This window comes from Pseudomonas sp. MT92 (assembly GCF_058792515.1).
The window spans coordinates 171,882-194,300 of sequence record NZ_JBXAFA010000006.1 but is presented as its reverse complement, the minus strand read 5'-3'; the positions used below and the strand labels follow the sequence as shown (position 1 = coordinate 194,300).

Below are 22,419 nucleotides of genomic sequence, written 5' to 3'. Positions count from 1 at the left end.
TTTTTTATGGGTGCGGGTCAGTCTGCGGTTTTGCCGCGTTCCAGTGCCAATTGCACTGCTCGGAGGGCATTGAGGCGACCATGACCGTAGTAATGACTGTGGCCGTTTTGATCGTATTGACCTAGGGGGCCGTCGTCGGCGTGGCTGATTTTGTCGCAGCAATCGGCGAGGAGGTGTCTAACCTGCTCGCGGTCCAGTGCCGGGTTGACCCCCAGTACCAGAGCTGCGACGCCCGCGGCTCCAGGACAGGCGCTGGAAGTGCCGCTGAACAATTCGGTATAGGCAGCATTGATCGGGTCGGCAAACCTGCCGCTCAGATCCGTGGTTCGAATGCCTCGGGTCTGGGGGATTGAGGTGGCGGGTTTGAACTTTGGATCCGGGTGTGGCTGGTCCCCGCTGGGAAAACAGCACCACAGTGCTTTACCGTAGTCACTGTAGGCACTGCGACGATTTTGATCATTGCAGGCACCTACAGCAATCACCATGGGATGGCTGGCATAGCCATCGTTGTCCACGCTCTCGTTGCCGTTGCCGGCACCAAAAAAGATGACGCAGCCTTTACCTTGGCGGCCTTTGGTCGCGGCGTACTCTATGGCCAGGCGGGTGCTCGCGGCCAGCGGAAACGCCTGAGAGTGCCTCGCGTCGGTAGGGTCAGCCCAATGTCCTTCCGGCGGCCCCCAGCTGCAGGAAATGATATCGGCCCCTTGGTCCGCGGCCCAGAAAAACGCGTCTGCTTCGGCCCTGGCGCCTAGTGGCTTGGTCAGTTTCAACGGCATGAGACTGGCTCGAGGGGCCACGCCGCTGGCGCCGGCTTCACCATTAGCGCATGCAACACCGGCGGCTGCAGTACCGTGGCGCTCAAGAGGGTTTTTCGGCCGAGGGCCTTGACGGGCGTTCAGGCGGTCAAAGTTTTTTGCTCCGATGATTTTTCCGGTACCGGCGAACTCAGGGTGATCGATATCAAAGGCATCGTCGATGATCGCTATCACTATGCCTTCACCCTGGGCCAAGACATGGGCTGCCTCGACATTGGCGCTGGCATCGACCTGCGCTTGATAGGTGACGGTGGTTTTCTTCAGGTGCCATTGGTTGTCATGGATCGCTCGGCGTTGCCCCGGGCGCAGTATTTCCGGGTGGCAGTAGTCGACATCCTGACGTTCGAGCAATTGAAGTGTGAATGAGCAGACTTCAGTGCCGCGACAATGCGCGTGATGTACGAAGAAGGCATTGGTGGCGTAGGGAACCTGCTGTTTGATGGTCAGACCCAACTCATCGAGGATAACCAGGCACTCTGTCGGAGCGAGCCGATCGACGAATTTCAGGAAGATGTTTTCGGTGTAGAAAACAGGTTCTTGGGTATGAGGATCGACCAGGGCGCTGCCAGCGAAGCGCACGTCTGGTAACTCGCGTAGTAGCGCCTTGCATTGGGGGATATCTGAATTGTCCGGCAGTTTGAATAGCTGAACGTCGGCGTCCTCGATGTGAAGTACCAACTCACTGTTGGCCAATGCCTGTCGAGCTTTTTCGCAGCGTAACGTCTCATCAAGCTTCCTCCCGGCCTGACTGCGTACAACGAGCAGTTGCCGATTCTTTTCCAGTAAAAAACGGCGGCTGTGCTTTTTGCCAAAAATGACTTCTTCCATAGGCTGATCCCATTCCCTTTAGACATTCGAGCGAAAGTGCCCGCGTTCAAAGTCCGAAAGTCTGATGGTCTGTCTCATTTTTGGATGTCAGCTCTTTCGTGTGGCATTGGTGGGAAATCACTATCAGTCACTAGGAATCGACTGCCTTAAAGTGGCTTCAGGCCTCAGGGTGGGACGCGATAGGTAGTGGCTTGCCCGATTGGGCGAGGCTGACTAACATGTCGGTAAATTCATCCTATGATTGGATGACAGGGCGAATCCAATGTCTGAAATCTCTCCATTAGTTAAACGATCCCTGGTCGATCAGGCCCTGGATCAGTTGCGCCTGCGTATCAACCAGGGTACCTGGGTGGTGGGCCAGCGCTTGCCCACCGAGCCCGAGCTGTCCGCCGAGCTGGGTATCAGTCGCAACACCGTACGTGAAGCCATGCGTGTGCTGGCGTTTTCCGGGCTGATCGAGATCCGCCAGGGCGACGGCAGTTATTTGCGGGCGGTGGCCGATCCACTGGACACGCTCAAGGCTTTGTCCCGTTGCTCCCTTGAGCAGGCCCGGGAAACCCGGCACATCCTCGAAGTCGAGGCCATCGGCCTGGCGGCCTTGCGTCGCACCGATGAAGACCTGTTGGCGTTACGCGAGGCGCTGGGGGTGAGCGGCCGTCACTATCACGGCGATCTCGATACCTACATCGCCTGCGATCTGGTGTTCCACCGCCGTCTGGTCGACGCCGCGCACAACCCGACCCTCAGCGAGTTGTATCGCTACTTCTCCAGCGTGGTCGGCGCGCAGTTGCGGCAGACCCTGAACATCGTCCCGCGCCGACAGGAAGTGTTCGACCTGCACATCGCGTTGCTCGATGCGGTCGAGCAACGCGATCCGGAGCGAGCCAAAGCCCTGTCGAGGCAGTTGATCAATGAACCTTGAAACCGAGAACACCATGACCAGCGATCCAGGCAACACCGCTCAACCCAAACGCATGGCGGAGCTGGAAGAGCTGCTGATCGATGCCGAAGCCGATGATGAGCAAGTCCAGCAGACTCACCCGGTATTGCGCCGGCCATGGCTGTTGCTGCTGGGCCTGATTCTGGTCGCGTTGAACCTGCGCCCGGCGCTGTCGAGCATGGCGCCGATGCTCAGCGACGTGTCGAAAAGTCTCGGGTTGTCGGCGGCCCAGGCCGGTTTGCTGACCACCTTGCCGGTCCTGTGCCTGGGTCTGTTCGCGCCGCTGGCTCCGCTGCTGGCGCGACGTTTTGGCGCCGAGCGGGTGGTGCTGGGCATCCTCCTGACCCTGGCCGGGGGGATCATTCTGCGCAGCTCCTTTGGCGAGATCGGCCTCTTTGCCGGCAGCGTGCTGGCCGGTGCCAGCATCGGTGTGATCGGCGTGCTGCTGCCGGGCATCGTCAAGCGTGACTTCGCCAAACAGGCCGGGACCATGACCGGTGTCTACACCATGGCCCTGTGTCTGGGCGCAGCCATGGCCGCAGGTTCCACGGTGCCGCTGAGCGAGCATTTCGACAAGAGCTGGGCCCTGGGCCTGGGTTTCTGGGTGATCCCGGCACTGGTTGCCGCCGTGTTCTGGTTGCCGCAAGTCGGCCAGAAACACGGTGCACACAACGTCGCCTATCGCGTTCGCGGACTGCTGCGTGACCCGTTGGCCTGGCAAGTGACCTTGTACATGGGCCTGCAATCGTCCCTGGCCTACATCGTGTTCGGCTGGTTGCCGTCGATCCTGATCGGCCGTGGCCTGACACCGACCCAGGCCGGTCTGGTGCTGTCGGGTTCGGTGATCGTGCAGCTGGTCAGCTCGCTGGCCGCACCGTGGCTGGCCACGCGCGGCAAGGATCAGCGCATGGCCATTGTGATCGTCATGGCCTTGACCCTCGGCGGCTTGTTCGGTTGCCTGTACGCGCCGATTGAAGGTTTGTGGGGCTGGGCGATCGTGTTGGGGCTGGGGCAGGGCGCCACGTTCAGCCTGGCATTGACCTTGATTGTGCTGCGCTCGCGGGACTCCCATGTGGCGGCGAACCTGTCGAGCATGGCCCAGGGATTCGGCTATACCCTGGCCTCCATGGGGCCGTTCGCAGTGGGCATCGTGCATGACTGGACCGGCGGCTGGTCTGCCGTGGGCTGGATCTTCGGGGTCATCGGCCTGGGCGCGATCGTTGCCGGCCTGGGGGCCGGTCGTGCGCTGTATGTGCAGGTGGAAAGCGAAAAAGTCTGAATCGGGCACTGAATCACGCCCTTTGACGCCGGGAGTGATTCAGTGTGAGGGGCTTACAGGTAGGTCAATTCAAATGTCGCGGAACCGTCTATTTTGACTTCGTCGGTCAAGGTCAGGCTGTTGGCTGGAGCGATGTAAGTATCGACGTCCAGATCCATCGTGAGGTTTTGCACGGGGCTCGGGATGTGTCTGCCGCCCGGTACACCGGTACCTACCGATGTGTACTCACCTTTGCCCATAAGGTGCGCGGGTTCCCACCATGGACGGGGCGCGGAGATATCAGTTGAGCGTATGGGCGTTATGGTTGAGCCGTCTGCCGTGGCGCTTATGATTCTGGCCCCGAAGATTCCAATCTTTTCACCCGTGTCGGTAAATCCCAGGCCGAAGTAGTTGTCGGCCAAAGATGAGCTGGCCTTGTTGTCGATGCCATACAGGGCTACCGCGATGGGAGCGCTGCAGATCACGCTTAATTGCAACGGATGGGTTCCCACCAGGGTGTTGGTGTCCGGGTTGAGATCTTTCGCGGAGATCTTGCCGTTATCGATGACGCCGCCATTGGACAGGCTCGGTGTGCAAGCCTGTGGTGTGATGAGGCCAGTGACCGTCAGGTCGGCACTCGAAGCCGCGAGGGCGGCGGGCGCTACGCTGATCAGTGCGCTGGCGGAAAGTGCTGCGAGATACTTCTTCATAATGGCTGATGCTGCTCCTCAGTGGTTATTTGCCATTCCCTTTGCCAAAGGCGCCGAGGATGGCGGTGTGAGCTGAACCACTTGCCCGGACGCTGGGAGTGGTTCAGCGTCGAGGGGGTTAGAGGTAAGTCATTTCAAAGGTCACGGCACCGTCCATGACCACTTCGTCGGTCAGGGTCAGGCTGTCGGCGCGGGCGATGTTGGTGTTGACCTCGAAATCCATGGTCAGGTCTTTCACGAACAGCGGGATGCTTACGTCAGTGGTGGAACCGACTGACAGGAGGTATCCGGGGCTTGTTACCCAGGTTGCCTTCCAGGTTTTACCCACGTCGTCGGAATCGATGGCCTGTGCCGCCACGCCGTCTGCCACGGCGTTTTTGACGTTGACTCGAACCCAGCCCAGTTTCTCGCCCGCGCTGGTCAAGCCCAGGCCGAACCAGCTTGTCAAAGCGGCCGTACCGGCCTGGTGATCGACGGGTTTCAATGCAAACTGAGTCGGTCCATCACATGACACCGACAATTGCAGTGGATGGGTGCCGACCAACGTCTCGCGCACTTGATCGAGATCCTTCGCCGAGATCTTGCCGTTATCCACGACACCGCCGTTGGACAGGGTCGGTGAGCAGGCAGCCGGGGTGATGACACCGGTGACCGTCAGGTCGGTTGACGACGCGAGGGCATAAGGTGCAACGCTGACCAGAGCGGCAGTCGACAGGGCGATGAAATACTGTTTCATTTTTTTCCTTTTCGCTGGTTGATTCCTTGATTCGCCCAAGGCGCTCCATTGCGCCCCGGGGTCAACAAGGTGGGTTGGGTGTTACAGGTAAATAATTTCGAGCGTTCCCGAGCCGTCGAGCTGGACGGCGGTGCTCAGGTCCAGGCTTGAGGCGGGCGCAATGACGGCCTCGACGGTGACGCCGGTTGTCAGGTTCTCAATTGCAACCGGGCCTGCAGTGCTGCCAGCGATGTCGGTAAAGCCCAGGTAGCTTTTCTGGCCGATGGGTATCGGGCGTGAACTGGCCGTGCTCCAGGCTGCGCCTGTGGTGGTCGAGTCGGTTCGGTACAGGCGAGCGAAGCTGTCGGCGCTGGCGTCGGCCGGATCGACGTTCAGTGAATACAGGCCGATCTTGTTGCCACGGTTATCGAAGGCCAGGCCGTAGTAGATTTCGCTGTTGACCGTCGCCGAGCCTGCGCGGTTGTCGTGCATGACCAGGGCAAAGTGGGTCGGAGCATCACAGCCGACCCGCAGCGTCAGGGTCTTGGGGGGCAGTCGAGTGTCCTGGTCGCTATTCAGATCGCTCTTGGACAACCTGCCAAAGTCGACCAGGCCGGCGTTGGACAGCACCGGTTCGCAAGCCCCCGGCGCGAAGCGGGCGCGCAGAATGGCTTCCCGGGAGCGGCCTGCCGCGACTGCGTCGAATACGCCCGTGGTTTCCCAGTTGACGGCCTCACGCACCCGCATCGCTTGTTCCTGAGCCCAGGCAGTCACCTCAATCTGTGCGGAGAAACTCCGACCCTGGGCCGCTGTACCGGCGCGTACTGGCGCGATGCCGTGTTCCGGGCGCCAGGTCAGGGTCGATGCAGTGTCCACCGGTGACTGGCCGACAGTGGAAATCAGTCCCAAATCGACCGATTGCCCATCGAGTACGCCATCGCGTACACGCATTTCATAACTGCCGTGCTCCGCGAAGTGATAGCGCTCGGCGGACGCCGCGATGGCGCGGTAGAACAGGTTCATGTCGGTGGGCTGCGCACAACTCAGGTTCAGGCTCAGGCGTCGTTCACCCAAGGTGAGTACCGGTGTTGTATCGATGCGTATCGCACGGTTCATCAAACCGTAGTCGAGCACGGGCTGGCTGAGGCTGAGCTGACAGTCATCCGGCAGCGCCCAGGCGTGGGATGAGAAGGCACTCAGCGTCAGGGGGGCGAGGACTGGCAGCAAGTAACGGGACAGGCTCATCAAATGATCCTCAGAGGGCTCGGCACAGGGCCGCGGCGGTTTCGTAGTACGCCTCGGCGTCGGCTTTGACCGGCAGTTCGAAATCGAGTCGGCAGCGCTCAAGCCCCGGTGCGGTTATCCACAGCGGGCGTAAGTCGAGCACATTGGGTAAAAACACTTGGCCGCCGTCCTGGACCAGCGTCACGAACTCGCCGTCCTCGGTACTCACCGTCGCGCCTCGGGGCACTGGTGCGCCATGGCTCGTGGTGACCTTGAGCAAGGCGCGGCGGGTCATCGTGACCCCGAACTCGACGCGGTCGACCGCACCACGACCGGCCGAAATCACGGCCATGCCGTTGTTGATATCGATGTTGCGCGGTAGCGAACGGGTATCGATTTCCACCGCACTGCGGCCATAGGCAGCGACCTGCGGGACCACCGCCTGACCTTGACTGTCGGTCCAGACCGGACCGCTGGGGGTGCTGACCCTGATGGCGTCCATCTCACCGACCGACAGCAGGGCGAAGGTGTCGCGCACCGGATAAGGCGACAGCGTCAAGCCACCGCCATGCAATACGGCACCGCCACGGGCGCCGGCCTGATAGCTCGAACGCTCGGCATCGGAACGGGTGTAACTCAGGTCCAGTTGGCTGTATCGCGGCAGCAGCGAGGCGCCGACAATGGACTGCACCTGTTTGTCGCGGGTGTCGTGTTCGATGCCGATCCGATAGCCAAATCGGTCGTTAATCCGATCGTTCAGGCCGACACCACTGCGGTACTCGCCAGCGGCACTGCGCACCCAGGTTCGCGCCCGGCGACTTTCGCCCAGGGGAATGCTGAGATTCAGGTAGACGCTGTCACCGCTGCCGCCCGCGCCGCTGAGTTGCCATTCAGCATTTGCCGAAACGGATACCCCGCCGATGCTGGTGCCCCATGACGCCAGGGCACGACGGCTGCTTTGACCATCGAATGAAGACGAGCGACTCATGCCGCCGCCGAAGGCGCCAAGGGTCGGGTGTGACCAGGCCAGCGCGACGCTTTGCCGATCGCGGTAACGGGATTTTCCGTTGTCTGACGAGAGGCTGAAGACGGCATCCTCCAGTTCGCGGTAACCGAAGGTGCGGTAGGTGCTGCCGGCATTGATCGACCATTGGTCATCGAATCGATGGGATGCGCTCAGGTCGCCCTGCAATCCGCGGGAGGGCGCGCGTCCACCGACGTCTGTCCGCAAAAGGCTGGCTTGAATCTGTGTCGCGGTCGAGGGCAACAGGCCGAGACTGAAACCTGTCGCCCGATATTCAGCCGTGGTTGTCATGCCCGCGCTGAACTGCAATTGAGGATCCAGCGCACCGCTCCAGCCACCGCTGATCACCCATGGATTGTCATCCTGCGTATCACTTGTACTGCGTACCTGGCCGGCTGCCAGCGAGAAGCCGGGCGCGGGCAGGCCGATGCCGAGCATGGCGGCCGGCACGGTAAAGCTGCGCTCACTGCCGTCCGCTTCTTTGACCGTGACTTCCACGTCGGAGCGATGGTTGAGCCGACGCACGTCATTCAATGAAAACGGACCGGCGGGCACCACCGTCGAATGAATCAGCGAACCGTTCTGCCTGACTTCGATCTGCGCCTGGCTGTGCGCAATGCCTTCGATCGCCGCGTTCTGGCCTTCGACCCGCAGTGCCTGCTCGGTCATGACTTGCACACCGGTGATCTGCGTACCGGCGAGCACCGGGTTATAGAGACTGATCTGTCCGGCCTGCAGCACTGCTTGCTGACTGGCGAAGGTGCGCTGGGCATAGGCTGCCAAATGGCTGGTGCGCGACACGTCATCCTGCCGGGTCTGTACCTGGCGACTGCGCACGATCCAGTCGCCGGCGTTGAAGCCCAGTTCGGTATTGGCCGACATGTAACGGCTCGACTGATCACCGAAGTGGCTGTGCAGGCTGCTGACGTCGTAATTGAGCAGACCGGCGAAGCCACCGGTCTGGTAGCCGGTAAAGTCCCGGGTTGTCGGGCGGATCGAGTCAGTGGGCACGATCAACGACAGGCCCAGGCTGGCCGGGTCCGGGTCGATCACGGTTTGTGGCCAGGCGCCGAGGAAGTCATGACAAGGCTGATCGTCCTGCGTACGGGCAGGAACCCTGAGGTTTGCCGTGTCGAGCAGGGCCTGGTCAAAGCACACGTCATCCTGGCGGCTGAACGCGACATCCACACGCCCGCGGCGCTGACCGTTGACCGTGAGCGTGACCGGATGTCGGCCCGCGGTGAAGCGAGGCGCTTGTAGCAGCAGCGTCGCGAGTGCCGGGTCGATGCCGCGTTGTTGTAGCGTTCTCTTGTCGAACGAAGTCAGCAGCGACGAGTCGGCCATGACGTCGGTCAGCACCAGCGCATTGGCCAACCCCAGCACGACCTTGGCCCAGGGGCGGGGTCGCTGAACGTGAGCCTTGGCCACCCGAATGGCGGGCATGGCTTCGCCATCACAGTAGGTTGATACAGTGTTCATGGGGGTCACTTGTCTTATGCCAGCGTGCTGGTCGATACGCTGTGGTTCAGGCTCTGTCTCTCGTCAGCGCCCACGTTTCTTTGGGGCGCTGGGGGATGCGTTTCAGGATTCGACGGGTGCGTCGTAGTGCGGCACCGCAAAACCGTAGACGGTGGCGGGCAAGAAGCGCACCTGCGTCGCGGTCGTGGCCATTGCTGGAACACTGATGCTCTCGCCGGGCAGCACATAGGTTCGCGGTAACAAAGCACCGCTCCTGGATGGCAACAATTGCAGCTCTTGCGCCAGGCGCACCACATAAGGCGTTTCGTTGCGCACGGTCAGTTGGCCGTCCCGTAGCGTCCATTGCAGGTCGGTCCACGGCGTGCGATTGGGCGCCAGGCCCTTGGGGTGCAGAATCAATGGCAGGTTCTGGCGCACGGTCACCCCGACGCGGGCATGCCCGGCGTCAGCGGCAGGCCTGCCCTGGGGGATGCCTTCAAAGATCACGCGCTTCAAGCGTTGAGTGACCAAGGGCTTTTCCGATTGCAGGATGAAGCGCACCAATTGGGTTTTCGACGCCTCGACGCGGGACAGCGGTGGGGTCACGAACACCAGGGATTCCTTGTCCTGCTCGATGTCTTCAATGGTGACGTGCAGCAATGCCAGGCTGGCGTCGGTATTGGTCACGGAAACCGAAGCCTCGCCATCGGCCTCGTTGACGATCACCACCGAGGTGTTCGGGACCATGCCATCGGCTTGCGCCTGGGTGGCCAGCAACAGAACGAGCGCGCCGATACCGCAGTGAATCAAGGGGCGCGCGAAGGTAAAAAACATCGTCATGACGTGTCTCGTCGATAGGTTCGAGAAAAGGCCGATGGCACCGCTCGGATGTCAGCTTGCAGATGACGACGGGGCCATGGGTGCAAGGGGCATCAGGGCATTTCGGAAATGGGGGGGCTCACCGATTGAGGTGCCATTTAAGCGGCTGGTATCAGTTTCTTGAATGCAACAAGTACGAAAGCTACTGTCCTGTGTGTAGATAAGTGTTGCGAGCAGCGCCGTACCTTTGGCCGCAACGGGCGTTGGCGTGCAGGCACATAGTCAAAAGAGCAGGGACGTATCAATGGGGTCTTCAGGAGGAACGGGCAACGGTGTAAATCAACCGTTGCCCGGACGATTCGACGTTACAGGTATTTGAGTTGCAAGGTCGCTGAGCCGTCGATCAGCACTTCGTCAGTCAGGGTCAGATCACTGCCCCTCGCAATTACAGTGGTTACCTGAAGATCCAGGGTCAGGTCTTTCACCGGGAGCGGCGTACTGGTGTCACCCATGGCACCGACAGCCCAAAGGTTGTAGACCTTCCAGTGATCCTTGACCCAGGTTTTTCCGCCGTCCTGCGACACAATAGCTTGTGCGTCGGCTCCGTCCGCTTTCACATTCAACGCATCAACGAAGAACGAGCCCAGCTTCTCGCCTGCATTGGTCAAGCCCAGCCCAAAGTTGCTGCTCGTGTTCCAGGCGGTACCGGCCCGATGATCGATTGGAGAAAAGTAGAACTGAACCGGTGCATCGCAGTTCACGGTCATTTGCAGCGTTTGCCTGGGCAACATAGTGGGGTTGTCCGGTCGGAGGTCTTTCGCGGAAATTTTGCCATGATCAACAATGCCACCTCCGGACAGGTTTGGTGTGCACGCGCTTGGGGTGATGACGCCAGTGACGGTCAAGTCGGTGCTGGCGGCAAAGGCCGGCGAAGCTGCCGTCAGGAGTAATGCAGTACAGAGTGCGCTTAATGTCTTGTTCATGTGATAGCTCTTGGTTTTACCGGCAAATGGGGGGCAGCGATTGAGGTGCAATTTAGGCGGGTGTGGTCAGCGATTTGAATGCAACAAATACGAAAAGCGATGGCTCTGTGTATGAGAAATTTTATTGGGCGATGACGATGCACCGATCGCTGGTAGCTCACCGCTGTAGGTTTTTGCGTTGTGCGATGTGTGAATAATCTGAATGTTCGTAGGGCAAAAAACACTGGCCCTTGAAACGTTGACTAAGCCAGTTTTCGGCTTTTGGCGAGGCATTGTGGGAGGGAGAAAACGGCGTTAATTTCCGCGCCCTTTAATCACAAGCAGGAGACCTCCCACAATGCGAGTCGTAATTGCTGACGACCACTGCGTCGTCCGCATCGGGTTGCGGATGTTGATCAATGCCACCAGGCGATGCGTAGTCGTTGCAGAGGCTGAGGGTACCGATAGCCTGATGCGCATTCTTTCGAGCACACCGTGCGATCTGTTGATCACCGACTTCTCCATGCCGGGAGGGCGGCAGGCCGATGGTTTGAAAATGTTGAGTACGATTCGGCGCGACCATCCGGCATTGCCGGTCATTGTGCTGACGATGTTTACCAGCGTCGCCACGGCGAGGGCGGCGCTGGCTCAGGGGGTACGGGCCATCGTTGCCAAATCCGCCGCGGAGACCGAACTGCCCCTGGGGATCAACGCGGTGGGTGGGGGGCGACGCTACATCAGCGAGTCGTTGCGAATACTGCTGGCTGACACGGGCAGTCAGATGAGCGAGTTGCCGTTGTCGGCCAAAGAGCACGAGGTGGTGCGGATGCTGGCCAGTGGCATGACCGTCAGCGAAATCGCCAATCACTTCCAGCGCAGTGTGTCGACCATCAGTAAACAAAAAAACATGGCCATGCACCGCTTGGGTATTTCCACGGATGTCGAGCTTTTTTCCTACGCCCGCGACAGCGGAATGTCGACCTAGGCGCTCAGCGTACGAGCTGTCCCGGTATTCTCGTGGCGAATGCCCATAGTGTTCGGCACATTTGCAGATTATTGTGCAGGCCATCTTTCGATCATATTTCGCAACAACAGGGAGCCTGCCCATGAGTGATATCCACAGCGCATTGATCACCCGGTTCTACCAGGCCTTCCAGCGCCTGGATGCCGAGGCCATGGCGGCCTGCTATACCGATGACGTGGTGTTCAGCGATCCGGCGTTTGGTGAGCTTCACGGCCGCGATGCCAGCGATATGTGGCGCATGCTGACGACCCGGGCCAAGGATTTCTCCCTGAGTTTCGATAACGTCCGCGCCGATGAGCGCACGGGCGCTGCCCATTGGGTGGCGACCTATCTGTTCAGTCAGACCGGCAACATAGTGGTCAATGACATCCAGGCGCGTTTCGTTTTCCGTGACGGCAAGATTTGCGAGCATCACGACAGCTTCGATCTGTGGAAGTGGTCGCGTCAGGCGCTGGGTTTCAAAGGCCTGCTGCTCGGTTGGACGCCGTTGGTGAGCAACGCTGTTCGTGCTCAGGCCTTGAAGGGTTTGAAGGCATTCCAGGCCAGCCGCTGATAAGATCGCGGCTTGTCCCCTTCAAGCACTGATCGTTAAGTGAACGCCCCCAGCGAAAGCCCTGTCGACGCCGCCACTGCGGTGAGCAAACCCTGGTTCGTCTATCTCGTGCGCGCGGCCAATGGTTCGCTCTACTGCGGGATCAGCGACGATCCCGTGCGCCGATTTGCCAAGCATCAAAGCGGCAAAGGAGCACGCTTCTTTCTTTCCAGCCCTGCCATGGCACTGGTCTACACCGAAGTCTGTCGTGATAAAAGCGAAGCGCTGCGGCAGGAGCGCCTGATCAAGAAGCTCAAGAAAAGCGCCAAGGAATGCCTGGTGGCCAGCGCGAACGCCGGCTTATCACTCTGACTGATCAGTTCCCATCAGGCAGATCTGTAGGCCGCTAACCGATTGCGCGCTAAGCTGCGAATTCCTATTCGTGCGGCGGAGCCGAGCATGTCCGAGTTGATCCTGCATCATTACCCGACGTCCCCATTTGCCGAAAAGGCGCGTTTGCTGCTGGGCTTCAAGGGATTGTCCTGGCGCTCGGTGAAGATCTCACCGGTGATGCCCAAACCCGACCTGACCGCGTTGACCGGTGGCTATCGCAAGACCCCGGTGCTGCAAGTCGGCGCGGATATTTATTGCGACACTTCGTTGATCGCCCGTCGTCTGGAGCAGGAAAAAGCCCTGCCGGCGTTCTTCCCGGAAGGCCAGGAAATGATCACCGCCAGCTTCGCCAGCTGGGCCGATTCGGTGGTGTTCCAGCATGCGGTCAGCCTGGTGTTCCAGCCAGAATCGATCGCGGTGCGCTTCGGCAATTTGTCGCCAGAAGCGATCAAGGCCTTTATCGCCGACCGCGCCGGGTTGTTCAGCGGCGGCAGCGCCACGCGCCTGTCGGCGGAGCAGGCCAGGCATCAATGGCCGACGATCATGTCGCGGCTGGAACAACAGCTGCAGCGCGAGGAGGGGGATTACCTGTTCGGCGAACCGTCGATTGCCGACTTCGCCCTGGCGCATTCGTTATGGTTTCTCAAGGCGACGCCCGTGACGTCTGCGCTTGTGGATAACTATCCGGCGGTGACCGCATGGCATGCCCGTGTGTTGGGGTTCGGCCATGGCGCCTCGAACGAGATGACCGCCGAAGAGGCGTTGCAAGTGGCGCGGGCTTCCACGCCGGCGGCATTGCCGGACGAGCAGTTCGATGAACCGAATGGTTTCAAGGCGGGCCAGCCGGTGGTGATCGCAGCAACCGACTATGGCGTCGATCCGGTGGCGGGTGAATTGTTGTTTGCCGGCCGAGAGGAATTGATTCTTCGTCGCGAAGACGAGCGTGGCGGTCTGGTGCATGTGCACTTTCCGCGGTTCGGTTTCCGGATCGAAGCGGCCTGACAGTCCCTGCAGGAGCGCGCTTGCTCGCTCCTGCAGGGTTACTTCAATGCGGCCAGAATGGCATCCGGGTCATATTTGCGAATCAGCGTTCCGTTCACATTGATGATCGGAATCCCGCCGCCGCCCAGCGCTTCATAGTCCTTGCGCGCCACAGCATCCTTTTCGATATCGAATTCCTTGTACGGAATGTTCCTTTGATCGAGAAAGCGCCGGGTCTGTTTGCAGTAGCCGCACCAGTCAGTGCTGTAGATCACGACATTGGCTTTGAGCTGCATCTGCTCGGACACCAACCGGGTCGGATCCATCAGGCGCTCGATCTTGCCCCAGTTCTGGTAGACCACGACCACCAGCAGGATCAGCAGGCATTTCTTCAACACCCTGCCCAGCATCAGTTGCGTCGCTTGAGCTGGTCGGTGAGCGAGGTGGGCAGGCCCTTGATGATCAGCGTACCGGCCTCTTCGTCATACTCGATCTTCGAGCCCAGCAAGTGCGCCTCGAAACTGATCGACAGGCCTTCGGCGCGACCGGTGAAGCGGCGGAACTGGTTCAGGGTGCGTTTATCGGCCGGGATTTCCGGCGACAGGCCGTAATCCTTGTTGCGAATGTGGTCGTAGAAAGCTTTAGGGCGTTCTTCGTCGATCAGCTCCGACAACTCTTCCAGGCCCATGGGCTCGCCCAGTTTGGCCTGGCTGCTGGCGTAATCCACCAGGGTCTTGGTTTTTTCGCGCGCGGAGTCTTCTGGCAGGTCTTCGCTTTCGACGAAGTCACTGAACGCCTTGAGCAGCGTGCGGGTTTCGCCCGGCCCGTCGACGCCTTCCTGGCAGCCGATGAAGTCGCGGAAATACTCCGAAACCTTTTTGCCGTTCTTGCCTTTGATGAACGAAATGTACTGCTTGGACTGCTTGTTGTTCTGCCACTCGGACACGTTGATCCGCGCCGCCAGATGCAATTGGCCCAGGTCCAGGTGACGGGACGGGGTCACGTCCAGTTGATCGGTCACTGCGACGCCTTCGCTGTGGTGCAGCAGGGCAATGGCCAGATAGTCGGTCATGCCTTGCTGGTAGTGCGCGAACAAGACGTGGCCGCCGACCGAGAGGTTGGATTCCTCCATCAGTTTTTGCAGGTGTTCCACCGCCACGCGGCTGAACGCCGTGAAGTCCCTGCCGCCATCGAGGTATTCCTTCAGCCAGCCGCTGAAAGGAAAGGCCCCGGACTCCGGATGAAACAGCCCCCAGGCTTTGCCCTGTTTGGCGTTATAGCTTTCATTGAGGTCGGCGAGCATGTTCTCGATGGCTGCGGACTCGGCCAGTTCCGATTCGCGAGCGTGGAGAACTGCAGGTGTGCCGTCGGGTTTTTTGTCGATCAGGTGGACGATGCAATGACGGATCGGCATGGGTTTCTCGGCTGATTGAAGAGAGGAGGGCGTGCTCCCCCGAAAAAGCGCTCAGTGTACCGCAACCACTGGTTTTGGCGCGGTGCGAAGGTCAATTCCAGGGTGGCTGGCGGCACATATGCGATTTTTTCCCGTTTTAGAGCAATAAAGCTGACCAAATGGGTAGCTGGAGGCGGATATTTCCCCGTCTCTGTGCTAGTTTTGCCCCGTCTTACGCGACGTCACTGCGTTAAGCGTGCATTCAGCATTTGTCAGGTCGAACCAAACCCTGATTTCGGTATCTATAACCCCGATCCCGTGGTTATTTGGCCGAGGGTGCCAGATCCAGAAGATCGGGCTCGATGGCTGACACTGCACTCTGCAATCCATATGAATTTGATAGGGAAGGAACACTAAATGGCTCTTACTAAAGACCAACTGATCGCCGACATCGCCGAAGCTATCGACGCGCCAAAAACCACCGCGCGTAACGCTCTGGACCAACTGGGCCAAATCGTTGCCGATCAGCTGGAAAACGGCGGCGAAATCACTCTGCCAGGTATCGGCAAGCTGAAAGTGACTGAGCGTCCTGCCCGTACTGGCCGTAACCCTTCGACTGGCGCTGCCATCGAAATCGCTGCCAAGAAAGTGATCAAGCTGGTTGTGGCCAAAGGCCTGACCGACGCTGTCAACAAGTAAGACTTGTTAAAAGAACCGTGCGCCGGAGCAATCCGGGCACGGTTTTTTTGTGCCCGCCAGGATGGTCTGCGCAAGGTAGATCTATGTAACACTTTGTTTATTTCACTGAAGTACGTTTTATTCCCGGACATTTAATGTTTCTGGTAATGAATTTATGGACTTGTTGGTTAAGCGTCGCTTCAGTTTTTTCAGTGTGAGTTAAATAAGTCAGTTTTCTTGGTCTATGAAGTGAACTTTCCTACGGAACTGATAGTTGAGTGTGTGCCGTAGATCGGTAGTATCGATCGGGTTTCGCGCTTGGCTTTGCGTAAAAGCTAAAAACTAAATTCTGGTTGTTAGTTACAGGGACGTTCTATGAAACTTAAACAGTTGGTGATGTGCATTTCGATTCTGTTGTCTGGTCATGCCTGGGCAGAGGTCACGGAATACTGCCCAAGCCCTTCAGACATCAGGGAATTGGCCCCGGGTATTTACAAAGCGCCCACGGCCAGCGGCGATGGCGAATGGTACGGTGTGTCTCAAGGCGGCCAGGGGCCGGTGGGCGAATTCGAATTGGCGATATTCATGCCTCACAAGGATGTCGAGGAGGGGACCGTCATCGGTGAGGTCCAGCGCTGTGGTTACAGGCTGCAGAAAGACGGCGCGGTGGACATGAAGTTCAAAAGGGAAGGGACCGTCGCGAGTATTGATACCGGCGGATCGTGGGAAGAGTGGAATTCACGGTATTACTGCGATAACAAAGAAGTGCGCGGCTGTACATTCAAAGAGATCGTCAGGCCAGCGAAGCGCTGATGCTGTAAGCAAGTAAGGCTTGTTAAAAAGACCGTGCGCCGGAGTCGTTCGGGCACGGTTTTTTTGTCCTCGACAACGACTTGCTCCAAGGCCAGTCGCAACGATGTTCGGTTACTCCGTTGAAGCCTTGACCCAGCGCGCCTGACGCCAGGCCTGTCGCTGCGCCTTGGTCTGGAACGTCCAGGCGACGAAACGGCTCTGTTTTTGCCCCTGGGACATTTCCACCACCTGGCTTTCCAGTACGCCAGCTTTTTTCAGGGCTATCTGGATCGCAGGCAGGTTCGAGGCTTTCGACACCAATGTGCTGAACCACAACACCTGTTGCCCCACCTGCGCGCTTTCGCTGATCAATTGCGTGACAAACCTTGCCTCGCCACCCTCACACCACAACTCTGCCGCCTGACCGCCAAAATTCAGCACCGGCAGTTTGCGCTTCGGATCGGCCTTGCCCAGCGCGCGCCATTTACGCGTGCTGCCTCGGGTCGCTTCCTCCAGAGACGCATGGAAAGGCGGGTTGCACATAGTCAGGTCAAAACGCTCGGCGCTTTCGAGCAGGCCCAGCAGAATCTGTTTCGGGTTGCTCTGCTGACGGATCTGAATGGCTTTGTTCAAGCCGTTGGACTGAATGATGGCTTTGGCGGCGGCGATGGCGGTGGCGTCGATCTCCGAGCCGAGGAACTGCCAGCGGTAATCGCTGTGACCAATCAGCGGATACACGCAGTTGGCGCCCATGCCGATATCCAGCACCTTCACTGCCGCGCCACGCGGGATCACGCCATCATTGCCACTGGCCAGCAGATCGGCCAGAAAGTGCACGTAATCCGCACGTCCCGGCACCGGCGGGCACAGGTAGTCGGCTGGAATGTCCCAATGGGCGATGCCGTAGAACGACTTGAGCAGTGCCCGATTGAACACGCGCACCGCATCCGGGCTGGCGAAGTCGATGCTTTCCTTGCCGTATGGGTTGGTGATCACGAACTGCTTCAATTCCGGCGTGGTTTTGATCAGCGCCGGGAAGTCATAGCGACCCTGGTGGCGATTGCGCGGATGCAGGCTGGCCTTCTCGCGTGGCTCGACGGCTTTGGCTGCCTTGGTCGGTTCAGGCTTTTGGCGCGCAGGTTTGGGAGTGCGGGGGGCGGTCATGGGGGTGGTCGATTCGGGCATGGCTAAAAGTGGCGGGTATTGTCCCACATCCGGCCGTCGTGAGCCCAACTGTGCGGGGCGCCGCAGGTCCCACAGAGATTATTTAGTGTTTGGGGAAAAGGGCGGCATAAAAAAGGGAGGCCACCCGGGCCTCCCTGTTTCATTGCGATGTGCCGTTACAGACTGGCAATCCGCGCGTGTTGCTCCGCCAGCTTGCCCAGAGCCTGTTCGGCTTCGGCCAGTTTGGCGCGTTCTTTCTCGATGACTTCAGCCGGTGCCTTGTCGACGAAGCCGGCGTTGGACAGCTTGCCGCCAACCCGTTGCACCTCGCCTTGCAGGCGCTGGATTTCCTTGTCCAGACGCGCCAGTTCCGCACCTTTGTCGATCAGGCCGGCCATCGGCACCAGCACTTCCATCTCGCCGACCAGCGCGGTCGCCGACAATGGCGCTTCTTCGCCGGCAGCCAGAACGGTGATCGATTCGAGACGTGCCAGTTTCTTCAGCAACGCTTCGTTTTCAGTGAGACGACGCTGATCCTCGGCGCTGACGTTCTTTAGGAACAGCGGCAGCGGTTTGCCCGGGCCGATGTTCATTTCGCCACGGATGTTACGCGTGCCGAGCATCAGGCCCTTGAGCCATTCGATGTCATCTTCGGCGGCCTGATCGATGCGTGTTTCATTGGCCACCGGCCAAGGTTGCAGCATGATCGTCTTGCCTTCGATGCCGGCCAGCGGCGCAATGCGCTGCCAGATTTCTTCGGTGATGAACGGCATGAACGGATGGGCCAGGCGCAGGGCCACTTCCAGTACGCGAACCAGGGTGCGACGGGTGCCGCGCTGACGTTCAACCGGGGCGTTCTCGTCCCACAGCACAGGCTTGGACAGTTCCAGGTACCAGTCGCAGTACTGGTTCCAGATGAACTCATACAGCGCTTGCGCCGCGAGGTCGAAACGGAACTGATCCAGTTGACGGGTCACTTCGGCTTCGGTGCGTTGCAGCTGCGAAATGATCCAGCGATCGGCCAGGGACAGTTCGTAGGCTTCGCCGTTCTGGCCGCAGTCTTCGCCCTTGTCCAGCACGTAGCGCGCGGCGTTCCAGATCTTGTTGCAGAAGTTGCGGTAGCCTTCGACGCGGCCCATGTCGAACTTGATGTCGCGACCGGTGGATGCCAGCGAGCAGAAGGTGAAACGCAGGGCGTCGGTGCCATAGCTGGCGATGCCCTCGGCGAACTCTTCGCGGGTTTGCTTCTCGATCTTCTTCGCCAGTTTTGGCTGCATCATGCCGGAGGTGCGTTTGCTGACCAGCTCTTCCAGCTCGATACCGTCGATGATGTCCAGCGGGTCAAGGACGTTGCCCTTGGACTTGGACATCTTCTGGCCCTGGCCATCACGCACCAGACCGTGCACGTAGACGGTCTTGAACGGAACCTGCGGCGTGCCGTCCTCGTTCTTGATCAGGTGCATCGTCAGCATGATCATCCGGGCAACCCAGAAGAAAATGATGTCGAAGCCGGTGACCAGCACGTCGGTGGAGTGGAATTTCTTCAGAAATTCGGTTTGTTCAGGCCAGCCGAGTGTCGAGAACGTCCACAGGCCCGAACTGAACCAGGTGTCGAGAACGTCGTTGTCCTGTTGCAGCGCAACATCCGGACCGAGGTGGTGCTTGGCGCGCACTTCGGCTTCGTCGCGGCCAACGTAAACCTTGCCCGACTCGTCGTACCAGGCCGGAATCCGGTGGCCCCACCACAGCTGACGGCTGATGCACCAATCCTGAATGTCACGCATCCAGGAGAAGTACATGTTTTCGTACTGCTTGGGCACGAACTGGATGCGGCCGTCTTCGACGGCGGCAATGGCAGGCTCGGCCAAAGGCTTGGTGGACACGTACCACTGGTCGGTCAGCCACGGCTCGATGATGGTGCCGGAGCGGTCGCCTTTCGGGACTTTCAGGGCGTGATCGTCAACGCTGACCAGCAGGCCCGCGGCTTCGAACGCGGCCACGATCTGCTTGCGGGCTTCGAAACGGTCGAGACCGGCGTATTCGGCCGGGATCTTGCCGTCGATGCTTTCGTTCAGCGTGCCGTCGAGGTTGAACACCTTGGCGGCTGGCAGGACGCTGGCATTTTTGTCGAAGATGTTCAGCAGCGGCAGGTTGTGACGCTTGCCGACTTCGTAGTCGTTGAAATCGTGGGCCGGGGTGATTTTCACGCAGCCGGTGCCGAATTCAGGGTCGCAGTAATCGTCGGCGATGATCGGGATGCGGCGGCCAACCAGCGGCAGCTCGACGTATTTGCCGATCAAGGCTTTGTAGCGTTCGTCGTTCGGGTTAACCGCGACGGCGGAGTCGCCGAGCATGGTTTCCGGGCGAGTGGTCGCGACGATCAGGAAGTCGTTGCCTTCAGCGGTCTTGGCGCCGTCGGCCAGCGGGTATTTCAGGTTCCACAGGAAACCTTTTTCGTCGTGGTTTTCCACTTCGAGGTCGGAAATCGCCGTGTGCAGCTTGGTGTCCCAGTTGACCAGGCGCTTGCCGCGATAAATCAGGCCGTCTTCGTGCAGGCGTACGAAGGCTTCTTTCACCGCTTCCGACAGGCCGTCGTCCATGGTGAAGCGTTCGCGGCTCCAGTCGACGGATGAGCCGAGGCGGCGGATCTGGCGGCTGATGTTGCCGCCGGACTGATCCTTCCATTCCCAGACTTTCTCGAGGAATTTGTCACGGCCCAGATCGTGACGATTCTGGCCCTGGGCTTCGAGTTGACGCTCCACCAGCATCTGCGTGGCGATACCGGCGTGGTCGGTGCCCGGCTGCCACAGGGTGTTGCGACCCTGCATGCGGCGGAAACGGATCAGGGCGTCCATGATCGCGTTGTTGAAACCGTGACCCATGTGCAGGCTGCCGGTGACGTTCGGCGGCGGGATCATGATGGTGTAGGACTCGCCCGCGCCTTGCGGGGCGAAGTAATTCTCTGACTCCCAGGTGTTGTACCAGGAGGTTTCAATGGCGTGCGGCTGGTAGGTCTTATCCATGCGCGGCGGGACCCTATTGGCATTTATTCAGGAAAAGCCGATGAGTATAGCGGGGATATACTGTTACGCGTAGAGCGAGGTGCCAGCGGGAGGGGGAAAATTGGGGGATGTGTGTTGCCAGTGTGCACGCCATCGCTGGCAAGCCAGCTCCCACAAGGGCCGGTGTCGATCACAATAGAGTGGTACGACACTGAACCTGTGGGCGCTGGCTTGCCAGCGATAGCGGTCTGTCAGTCGATACGATTCAAATCGTTATTGCGCGTTTCTTTCAGGCACAGCACCGCAATCAAGCTCAGTATCGCTGCCCCGGATACATACCCGCCGACATAGCTCAAACCGCCCATCGCCACCAGTTTCTGCGCGAAGAACGGCGCGGCCGAAGCCCCGACAATGCCGCCCAGGTTGTAGGCCGCGGAGGCGCCGGTATAGCGCACGTGGGTTGGAAACAGTTCCGGCAGCAGCGCGCCCATCGGCGCAAAGGTCACGCCCATCAGAAACAGTTCAATGCACAGGAACAGCGCTACGCCCCAGGTCGAACCCTGGGTCAGCAGAGGCTCCATCAAGAACCCGGACAGAATGGCCAGCACGCCACCGATGATCAGCACCGGTTTGCGCCCGAAGCGGTCACTGGCCCAGGCCGAGAGCGGTGTGGCGGCGGCCATGAACAGCACGGCGAAGCACAGCAGGCCGAGGAAGGTCTCGCGGCTGTAGCCGAGTGTCGCCACACCATAACTGAGCGAAAACACGGTCGAGATATAAAACAGCGCGTAGCACACCACCATCGAGCCGGCGCCCAACAAAACCGGCAGCCAGTATTGGCTGAACAGCTCGATCAGCGGGATCTTCACCCGTTCCTGGCGCGCCACGGCGTTGGCGAACACCGGTGTTTCATGGAGCTTGAGGCGCACATACAGCCCGACCATCACCAGCACGGCGCTGAGCAGAAACGGAATCCGCCAGCCCCAGGAGCGGAACTGTTCGTCGTCCAGGCCCATGGCCAGCGTCAGAAACAGGCCGTTCGCCGCCAGAAACCCGATGGAAGGGCCGAGTTGCGGAAACATGCCGAACCACGCACGTTTACCTTTGGGTGCGTTTTCCGTGGCTAGCAAGGCCGCGCCACCCCATTCGCCGCCCAGACCCAGGCCCTGGCCAAAGCGCAACACGCAGAGCAGGATCGGCGCCCAGGCCCCAATGCTGTCGTAGCCTGGCAGCACGCCGATCAGCGTGGTGCACACCCCCATCAAGAGCAGGGAGGCCACCAGAGTGGACTTTCGGCCGATACGGTCGCCGAAGTGACCGAACAGCGCCGAACCCAGGGGGCGGGCAAGGAATGCGATGCCGAACGTGAGGAAGGCCGAAAGCATCTGCGCCGTACCGGATGTCTGCGGAAAGAATACCGGGCCGATCACCAGCGCGGCTGCGGTGGCGTAGACGTAGAAATCGTAGAACTCGATGGCGGTGCCGATGAAACTCGCCGTGGCCACGCGGGTAGCGGAGTTCGTCGGTTGCGCGGGTGTGGAATCGCTGTAAGTCGTGCTGGTCGTCATGCGGTTATCCCTGACAGTCATGTGCCCCAGTGGAGCGAATTATTATGGTTGATACCCAGGGATGTGGGTTTGGAGCGGGGTGCGGGTAGCACGGGTGTAGCGAGGCTTGGGTAAGCGGCTCGATTATAGGAAGGTGGCT

General features: G+C 59.8%; 20 protein-coding genes. 8 read left to right on the top strand and 12 right to left on the bottom strand.

Annotation, left to right across the window (positions count from 1 at the left end; translation table 11 throughout):
- Window positions 1–17 precede the first annotated feature (17 nt).
- Entirely contained in the window at window positions 18–1,643 is a 1,626-nt protein-coding gene (locus AC1Q6D_RS13510; protein WP_103403868.1) for a S8 family peptidase, read from the bottom strand.
- A gap of 262 nt (window positions 1,644–1,905) precedes the next feature.
- Between AC1Q6D_RS13510 and AC1Q6D_RS13505 the strand changes: the two genes are divergently transcribed.
- Window positions 1,906–2,565, top strand: coding sequence for a FadR/GntR family transcriptional regulator (locus tag AC1Q6D_RS13505; RefSeq protein WP_103403869.1), 660 nt, complete (start codon window positions 1,906–1,908; stop codon window positions 2,563–2,565).
- The gene (locus AC1Q6D_RS13500; RefSeq protein WP_103403870.1) at window positions 2,555–3,862 is read left to right on the top strand and encodes a CynX/NimT family MFS transporter; all 1,308 of its coding nucleotides are present in this window, start codon (window positions 2,555–2,557) and stop codon (window positions 3,860–3,862) included. Before AC1Q6D_RS13505 ends, AC1Q6D_RS13500 begins: the two co-directional genes overlap by 11 nt.
- A gap of 53 nt (window positions 3,863–3,915) precedes the next feature.
- Here AC1Q6D_RS13500 and AC1Q6D_RS13495 read toward each other — a convergent pair whose 3' ends face one another.
- From AC1Q6D_RS13495 to AC1Q6D_RS13470, 6 genes are all read right to left on the bottom strand, one after another.
- Complete coding sequence (locus tag AC1Q6D_RS13495; RefSeq protein ID WP_178083122.1) at window positions 3,916–4,551, bottom strand: DUF1120 domain-containing protein; 636 nt, start codon at window positions 4,549–4,551, stop codon at window positions 3,916–3,918.
- Between the two features lie 118 nt (window positions 4,552–4,669).
- Window positions 4,670–5,287 (bottom strand): DUF1120 domain-containing protein, encoded by a 618-nt coding sequence (locus tag AC1Q6D_RS13490; RefSeq protein WP_103403872.1) that lies wholly within the window; start codon window positions 5,285–5,287, stop codon window positions 4,670–4,672.
- A gap of 81 nt (window positions 5,288–5,368) precedes the next feature.
- Window positions 5,369–6,511, bottom strand: a complete 1,143-nt coding sequence (locus AC1Q6D_RS13485) for a DUF1120 domain-containing protein (protein WP_103403873.1) — start codon at window positions 6,509–6,511, stop codon at window positions 5,369–5,371.
- 10 nt (window positions 6,512–6,521) lie between these two features.
- Entirely contained in the window at window positions 6,522–8,993 is a 2,472-nt protein-coding gene (locus tag AC1Q6D_RS13480; RefSeq protein ID WP_103403874.1) for a fimbria/pilus outer membrane usher protein, read from the bottom strand.
- 102 nt (window positions 8,994–9,095) lie between these two features.
- Window positions 9,096–9,812 (bottom strand): fimbria/pilus chaperone family protein, encoded by a 717-nt coding sequence (locus tag AC1Q6D_RS13475; RefSeq protein ID WP_371919896.1) that lies wholly within the window; start codon window positions 9,810–9,812, stop codon window positions 9,096–9,098.
- Between the two features lie 344 nt (window positions 9,813–10,156).
- A complete protein-coding gene (locus AC1Q6D_RS13470) occupies window positions 10,157–10,774 on the bottom strand; it encodes a DUF1120 domain-containing protein (protein WP_103403875.1) in 618 nt (205 codons plus the stop codon).
- Between the two features lie 337 nt (window positions 10,775–11,111).
- On the opposite strand from AC1Q6D_RS13470, the gene AC1Q6D_RS13465 reads away from it, so the two are divergent.
- The 4 genes from AC1Q6D_RS13465 to AC1Q6D_RS13450 all read left to right on the top strand — a co-directional run bounded on the left by AC1Q6D_RS13465 (window position 11,112) and on the right by AC1Q6D_RS13450 (window position 13,704).
- Window positions 11,112–11,738 carry a response regulator gene (locus tag AC1Q6D_RS13465; protein ID WP_090464829.1) on the top strand — a complete coding sequence of 209 codons (627 nt, stop codon included), beginning with the start codon at window positions 11,112–11,114 and terminating at the stop codon, window positions 11,736–11,738.
- 121 nt (window positions 11,739–11,859) lie between these two features.
- Window positions 11,860–12,330 carry a nuclear transport factor 2 family protein gene (locus AC1Q6D_RS13460; protein WP_047532787.1) on the top strand — a complete coding sequence of 157 codons (471 nt, stop codon included), beginning with the start codon at window positions 11,860–11,862 and terminating at the stop codon, window positions 12,328–12,330.
- Between the two features lie 39 nt (window positions 12,331–12,369).
- Window positions 12,370–12,681 carry a GIY-YIG nuclease family protein gene (locus AC1Q6D_RS13455; protein ID WP_103403876.1) on the top strand — a complete coding sequence of 104 codons (312 nt, stop codon included), beginning with the start codon at window positions 12,370–12,372 and terminating at the stop codon, window positions 12,679–12,681.
- Between the two features lie 87 nt (window positions 12,682–12,768).
- The gene (locus tag AC1Q6D_RS13450) at window positions 12,769–13,704 is read left to right on the top strand and encodes a glutathione S-transferase family protein (RefSeq protein ID WP_103403877.1); all 936 of its coding nucleotides are present in this window, start codon (window positions 12,769–12,771) and stop codon (window positions 13,702–13,704) included.
- Between the two features lie 38 nt (window positions 13,705–13,742).
- On the opposite strand, the gene AC1Q6D_RS13445 is transcribed toward AC1Q6D_RS13450, so the two are convergent.
- Entirely contained in the window at window positions 13,743–14,093 is a 351-nt protein-coding gene (locus tag AC1Q6D_RS13445) for a glutaredoxin family protein (protein WP_090464824.1), read from the bottom strand.
- Complete coding sequence (yejK, locus tag AC1Q6D_RS13440; RefSeq protein ID WP_047532779.1) at window positions 14,093–15,097, bottom strand: nucleoid-associated protein YejK; 1,005 nt, start codon at window positions 15,095–15,097, stop codon at window positions 14,093–14,095. The genes AC1Q6D_RS13445 and yejK overlap by 1 nt, the downstream gene beginning before the upstream one ends.
- 396 nt (window positions 15,098–15,493) lie before the next feature.
- Between yejK and AC1Q6D_RS13435 the strand changes: the two genes are divergently transcribed.
- A complete protein-coding gene (locus tag AC1Q6D_RS13435) occupies window positions 15,494–15,775 on the top strand; it encodes an HU family DNA-binding protein (RefSeq protein ID WP_007905514.1) in 282 nt (93 codons plus the stop codon).
- Between the two features lie 354 nt (window positions 15,776–16,129).
- Complete coding sequence (locus AC1Q6D_RS13430) at window positions 16,130–16,567, top strand: DUF3757 domain-containing protein (RefSeq protein ID WP_103403878.1); 438 nt, start codon at window positions 16,130–16,132, stop codon at window positions 16,565–16,567.
- A 111-nt stretch (window positions 16,568–16,678) separates the two neighbouring features.
- Here the strand turns inward: AC1Q6D_RS13430 and rlmF are convergent, their stop codons facing one another.
- The 3 genes from rlmF to AC1Q6D_RS13415 all read right to left on the bottom strand — a co-directional run bounded on the left by rlmF (window position 16,679) and on the right by AC1Q6D_RS13415 (window position 22,280).
- Entirely contained in the window at window positions 16,679–17,710 is a 1,032-nt protein-coding gene (rlmF, locus tag AC1Q6D_RS13425) for a 23S rRNA (adenine(1618)-N(6))-methyltransferase RlmF (RefSeq protein WP_103403879.1), read from the bottom strand.
- Between the two features lie 176 nt (window positions 17,711–17,886).
- The gene (locus AC1Q6D_RS13420) at window positions 17,887–20,733 is read right to left on the bottom strand and encodes a valine--tRNA ligase (RefSeq protein ID WP_103403880.1); all 2,847 of its coding nucleotides are present in this window, start codon (window positions 20,731–20,733) and stop codon (window positions 17,887–17,889) included.
- 230 nt (window positions 20,734–20,963) lie between these two features.
- Complete coding sequence (locus AC1Q6D_RS13415; RefSeq protein WP_103403881.1) at window positions 20,964–22,280, bottom strand: MFS transporter; 1,317 nt, start codon at window positions 22,278–22,280, stop codon at window positions 20,964–20,966.
- Window positions 22,281–22,419: the final 139 nt, after the last annotated feature.